Origin of the sequence: Methanosphaera sp. A6 (assembly GCF_001729395.1) — an archaeon.
Lineage (GTDB): Archaea > Methanobacteriota > Methanobacteria > Methanobacteriales > Methanobacteriaceae > Methanosphaera > Methanosphaera stadtmanae.
Genome location: NZ_MAIF01000083.1, coordinates 1 through 4,733, shown reverse-complemented (window position 1 = coordinate 4,733; position 4,733 = coordinate 1). Strand labels below are relative to the sequence as shown.

The following is a 4,733-nucleotide window of genomic DNA, read 5'->3' as shown; positions in this document are numbered from 1 at the left end:
TTTTTTTTAATAATATTTTATTAATTATTTTTATTAAATGAAGATTTATTATTATATTATTCAAAAGATATGAAAACATAACTTAATTTATATTATTAAAAATTTTTAATTAATAGAAAGAATAAATAATAAATATAATTATGATTATAATATATTTAAAAAAATAGTGGACCGTGAGATACGATGATAGATGCAATAAATATGAGGACAATAGATAAACCAGGAGTTTTAAGAAAAGTAACTGATTATCTTGCAAAAAATGGAATTAATATTGTCTATACCCATTTATATATGGAATCTGATGATCATGCTTCTACATATATAGAATTAGATCATGTGGATAATATTGAAGAAGTACTTTCTGAAATAATGGAATTTCCAGAAGTCAAAGAAGTAAAACTATCTCCTTCTATGGATAAAGTATGGGGTAAAAGAATCATCATAGTTGGTGGTGGAGCACAAGTATCTCAAGTAGCATTAGGTGCAATTACCGAAGCAGATCGTCATAATATTCGTGGTGAACGTATAAGTGTTGATACATTACCACTGGCTGGAGAAAAAAAATTAACTGAAGCTGTACGTGCCGTTGGATGTTTACCTAGAGTGGGTTGTTTAGTACTTGCTGGATCATTAATGGGTGGATCTATTGTGGATGCTATTGATGAAATAAAAAATAAATATGGAGTTAAAGTAATAAGTCTTAATATGGTTGGTTCTGTAAGAGACCATGCTGATTTAGTTGTAACAGATCCAGTTCAAGCAGGTGTTATGGCTGTAATGTCAATAGCAAAAACTGCTAAATTTGATATTGATAGAGTTGATGAAGTACTCTAGGACAATATCCTCTTTTTATTTTTTTTTAATAATTGTAGAATCTTTATTTTATAATCTTTTTAGAATTTAAGTTATTTTTAATAATATGTTATGGGAATACTATTGTATTTTTAGTAATTATATTATTATCAGAAAGAGTATTTTTATTCTCATACTATATTAGTCAATACTTCATATAACAAAAATATATTAATAAAAAACTCTAAAAAATATGTAATAAGTTATATTTTAGTTATTATTGAAGTACATAACTTAAAAAAGTTTTAAGGGTATGGGATTAAGAATGGTTGATGCAATAGAAATAACAACTAAAAATAAGGTACATATTCTAGAGAAGCTATTGGGTCATATTTCAAAGAAGGGGTATGGCCTTGTTTACACACAATTTCGTGTCGAATCAGAAAATACTGCTTTTTTATATGTTGAATTAGAAAATGTGGTTGATATTGACTGTTTGATTTCTGAATTACGTGGTTTTTCAGGGGTTATGGAAGTAGTTAAATTCTTTCCTACAGATGAAATTTGGGGTAAAAGGATTATTATAATAGGAACGGGTATTCAGGTATCACAGGTTGTCTTAGGTGCAATTACTGAAGCAGATCGTCATAATATTCGTGGTGAACGTATAAGTATTGATACATTACCTTTAACAGGAGAAAAAAATATAATTGAAGCATTAGAAGCTATAGGGTATTTACCTCGTGTTTCATGCATAGTACTTGCTGAATCAGAAATTGAAGATTCAATAATAGGGGTAATTGATGAAATAAAAAATAACTACAATATTAAAATAGTGGGTCTTAATGGAAATGATTCTTTAATTAACCATTTAGATTTAGTTGTAACAGATCCAGTTCAAGCAGGTGTTATGGCTGTTATGGCTATTTCAGAAACATCTAATCTTGATATTAGTAGAATTAAAGAAGTACTTTAATTCTTTTTTTATAAGTATAATGGACTTTTTTCTAGTTTTACATATTCATTTATAGATTCTCGTGTTGTACCTATAATTAAGTTGTATGTTTTTTTACCATTTTCTAGATGGGTTACTTCTTCACATACACCAGATGCAATAACTTCTTCATTATTTATAACTTCTCCAGCATAAGTATGTGTAAATGATACTATTTTTTCAATATTTATGGAAGGACCTTCTAAAATTTCAACATTAGATACTTGATATATAGATGGAGTATCAAAAGATTGACTATCATCTATGATTTTACATTTAATTTTCATAGAAGCAATTTGTTTATAATATACATTTTCTTCAATAGATAAGTCTTCAGAATTCATGGTAGATAAAATATCAAATAAAGTACCTTTAATAAGACCTCTGTTGTTTTTTCTAGATTCATACCAAATAAACTCATCAAATGATAATGAACCATCCTTTATTCTTTTATTATATACTTTGTTCCAAAAATTACCCTTGATTCTATCCAGGGGGCTATTTTTATCATCTTTTAGTCTACCATATAATTGACGAGCTTTTTTATGATTATCTAATCCAAATACAATAAAATCAATATCAGAGCTATCAACTTTTTCTAATCTTGCAAGAGTAGAACCAGTAATACCCATATTATCATAGCTAATGTTTGCTTCATTATGAAAAATGTTTGCAAGTAAACGTACCTTTTCATAAAAAGGATTAGGTGAATCATCGTTTATTATTTCTTTTAATCTATCAATAGGACTGTGTATTTCTTTAATATCCTCTAGTGGAACACCCATCATCTTTTTATTTTCAACATTCCAATCAAATAGGTAATTAGGATGATTCTTTTTAATATAATCATATGCTTGATTACTATCAACTTTCTTATAAAAAGTACCATTTAATTCTCTATCACCATCAACACATGGAATGTATCTTAAAAATGCAATAACAGCATCTTCTGGATGATAATAAGTGTTAACAGCAAAAAATAAACTGTCTTTTGTTTCAATAAAATAACGTGGTCTAACATTCATATAAAACTATTCCCTAAAAAACTTTACTAATTAAATCTTATGAATGAAATAATATTAATATATAATAGTTTTGATAAACTGAACATAGTTTTATGATAATTGGAATAAATAAATATTATATGAGATGATAAAATGCAGTACTTAAAATGGATAGATGGTAATGAATATGATGGAAGTCAAATAAATCCTTCATGGGCATTTCAAGAATTTAAAGTAAAAGATTCAACCATAGTTTCATGGGTAGGACCTATGAACATACTAGGTGATAATTTAATAGATTATGAAGATGTGGGACTTGATATAAAAGGAAATTTGATGTTAAATTTCATAGTGGAACATTTTGATGAACAACCAGGAAATCTAAAATTAGCATATCATAGACAAAGAATACTGGTTATGATAACAAGAGATAAACTACTGGATTATGGTATTAAAACAACACAAGATGGTGATGATATATTTATTAACAATAAAAAATTATCAGTATCCATAGCAACAGCATCTATTAGTTCAATGAAAATGCACTTTGCACTAAATATTACAACAGAAGGAACACCAGATGATGTAGAAACATCTGCTCTAGAGGATAATATGGATGTTAATAAAATACATCAATTACAAGATGATATTGCAAATACATATATAGAAATGATTGAAACAATAGATAAAGATATAACAAAAACAAAAGTATTCTAAGAGGCAAAAAAATATGAAAGTAAATTTAGATGGAATACATACAAATTTAAGATTTTCAGCAGCACATATGGTTATAGGACATGAATCCTGTGGAAAAATTCATGGACATAGTTATATTGTTGATGTGGAAGTAGAAGGTGAACGTTCAGGAAAATTTGGATTTGTAATAGACTTCAAAGTACTTAAATCCATTACAAGAAAAATCTGTAAAACACTAGATCATAGAGTATTAATACCTGTGGAAAGTCCAGATTTAGAAATAACTTATGAGGATGATGAAACTGTTGAATTTAAAGTATTGGATAAACTTGAATATAAATTACCTAAATGTGATGTAGTGCTACTTCCAATAGTTTCAACAACAGCAGAATCATTATCTGTGTATATCACAGATTTAATAGTTGAAAATATCGATACAACAACTCTAGACTATATTGAAGTACAAGTAAATGAAGGAATAGGTCAAGGAGCATCTTATCATAAACCATTAAATTAAGGAGGATTCCTCAATTACTCATAAAATAATAGAAATATTTTCAAGTATACAAGGAGAAGGTCTCTTAATTGGTAAACGTCAAATATTTATTAGATTTGCAGGATGTAATATTAATTGTAAATACTGTGACACAGAAAATAGTAAAACAAATCAGTTGGGTAAGGAATATTCATATGATCAATTAAATGAAGAAATTCAAAAACTAATGACTCCTGACTTTGATTCATTGGAAATAACTGGTGGAGAACCATTACTTCACTCAGATTATATACATGATTTTCTAAAAAAATATCCCTACAAAGCAATGCTTGAAACAAATGCAACAAAACCAATTGAATTGGATAACTTAAATGATGTAATTGATATTGTATCAATGGATATTAAGTTACCAGAACATTTTAATTCTAAGGATGAATGGATAGAAGTTTATGAAAATGAATTAAAATCAATAGAAGTAATGCAACTAAATAATCAGAAATATTATATTAAAATAGTTGTTTCTCCAACAACACCAATAAATGTTATAAATAAAATAATGAAAGATATTAATGACATATCAAAAGAAGTAGAAATAATAATTCAACCAGTAAGTCCTATGGAATTATGGGATAAAAAGGATAATCTCTTTAAAATATCTGAAATTATTGGAAAAAATCATTCTGTATCAATAATACCTCAAATACATAAATATTTGAATGTAGAATAAGAAATTATTCTATATTTTATTAAT

At 26.9% G+C, this 4,733-nt stretch carries 6 protein-coding genes; 5 read left to right on the top strand and 1 reads right to left on the bottom strand.

The genetic code is table 11. The annotated features are described in order from the left end of the window. The first annotated feature begins 183 nt into the window (after window positions 1-183). Window positions 184-834: a DUF5612 domain-containing protein gene (locus A9758_RS02760; RefSeq protein WP_011407006.1), complete on the top strand. Its 651-nt coding sequence runs from the start codon at window positions 184-186 to the stop codon at window positions 832-834. A gap of 283 nt (window positions 835-1,117) precedes the next feature. Further along, window positions 1,118-1,768: a DUF5612 domain-containing protein gene (locus A9758_RS02755; RefSeq protein ID WP_011407005.1), complete on the top strand. Its 651-nt coding sequence runs from the start codon at window positions 1,118-1,120 to the stop codon at window positions 1,766-1,768. An 8-nt stretch (window positions 1,769-1,776) separates the two neighbouring features. On the opposite strand, the gene A9758_RS02750 is transcribed toward A9758_RS02755, so the two are convergent. Continuing rightward, window positions 1,777-2,811, bottom strand: coding sequence for a hypothetical protein (locus A9758_RS02750; RefSeq protein WP_011407004.1), 1,035 nt, complete (start codon window positions 2,809-2,811; stop codon window positions 1,777-1,779). A 132-nt stretch (window positions 2,812-2,943) separates the two neighbouring features. Here A9758_RS02750 and A9758_RS02745 point away from each other — a divergent pair, with 132 nt between their 5' ends. From A9758_RS02745 to A9758_RS02735, 3 genes are read left to right on the top strand one after another with little or no spacing between them, the layout of a single operon-like run. Beyond that, the gene (locus A9758_RS02745) at window positions 2,944-3,507 is read left to right on the top strand and encodes a DUF366 family protein (RefSeq protein ID WP_011407003.1); all 564 of its coding nucleotides are present in this window, start codon (window positions 2,944-2,946) and stop codon (window positions 3,505-3,507) included. 13 nt (window positions 3,508-3,520) lie between these two features. Continuing rightward, window positions 3,521-4,003, top strand: a complete 483-nt coding sequence (locus A9758_RS02740) for a 6-carboxytetrahydropterin synthase QueD (RefSeq protein WP_011407002.1) — start codon at window positions 3,521-3,523, stop codon at window positions 4,001-4,003. Then, window positions 3,999-4,709 (top strand): 7-carboxy-7-deazaguanine synthase QueE, encoded by a 711-nt coding sequence (locus A9758_RS02735; RefSeq protein WP_048059769.1) that lies wholly within the window; start codon window positions 3,999-4,001, stop codon window positions 4,707-4,709. The genes A9758_RS02740 and A9758_RS02735 overlap by 5 nt, the downstream gene beginning before the upstream one ends. The last annotated feature ends 24 nt before the right edge of the window (window positions 4,710-4,733 follow it).

Coding starts and splice junctions, on each gene's coding strand:
- A9758_RS02750 (WP_011407004.1), bottom strand. CDS start 2,811: ATGAATGTTAGACCACGTTATTTTATTGAAACAAAAGACAGTTTATTT.
- A9758_RS02745 (WP_011407003.1), top strand. CDS start 2,944: ATGCAGTACTTAAAATGGATAGATGGTAATGAATATGATGGAAGTCAA.
- A9758_RS02740 (WP_011407002.1), top strand. CDS start 3,521: ATGAAAGTAAATTTAGATGGAATACATACAAATTTAAGATTTTCAGCA.
- A9758_RS02760 (WP_011407006.1), top strand. CDS start 184: ATGATAGATGCAATAAATATGAGGACAATAGATAAACCAGGAGTTTTA.
- A9758_RS02755 (WP_011407005.1), top strand. CDS start 1,118: ATGGTTGATGCAATAGAAATAACAACTAAAAATAAGGTACATATTCTA.